Raw genomic sequence first — 405 nt, 5'->3', positions numbered from 1 at the left:
TTGTAGGCAATCCCCACCACATGGGCAACTTGTTCAGGGGACCACTTCTGGACTTGAATCTTTCCCTCGATCAAGTGTTTAAGGTTTTTAGTGAGCGAAGACTTCCGCCCCCGTTGACTAACCTTTCGTTCAAAGTCAGTTTGCGCTAGCCCAGCCTGGTACTCACTATTTAGCCGGTGAAGTTCGTTAAAGATGGTGGTCTTACTAAAGCCTAAGTAGTTAGCGATGTATCGCAAGGAACGTCCTTCATTATGAAGCGTTTCAATGACAACACGGTTCTGGAATGATAAAATAGTGGTGCTCATCAAGGTCCTTCTTTCTAATGGATTGTGTGGTAACACCAGTAAAGACCTTGATGGTTTTTTCTGTCCACTTAAATGTTCAACTTAAATTTTACAATCTGCC

Annotated in this window: 1 protein-coding gene; it reads right to left on the bottom strand. The window is 43.2% G+C overall.

What is annotated here, in order from left to right:
* On the bottom strand, positions 1-305 hold a 305-nt coding region (locus FD37_RS08710), incomplete at its 3' end, for a helix-turn-helix domain-containing protein (protein WP_156652733.1).
* Positions 306-405: the final 100 nt, after the last annotated feature.

Source organism: Levilactobacillus spicheri DSM 15429, from assembly GCF_001435095.1.
GTDB classification, from domain to species: domain Bacteria; phylum Bacillota; class Bacilli; order Lactobacillales; family Lactobacillaceae; genus Levilactobacillus; species Levilactobacillus spicheri.
This window is presented reverse-complemented; position numbering and strand designations above follow the sequence as displayed.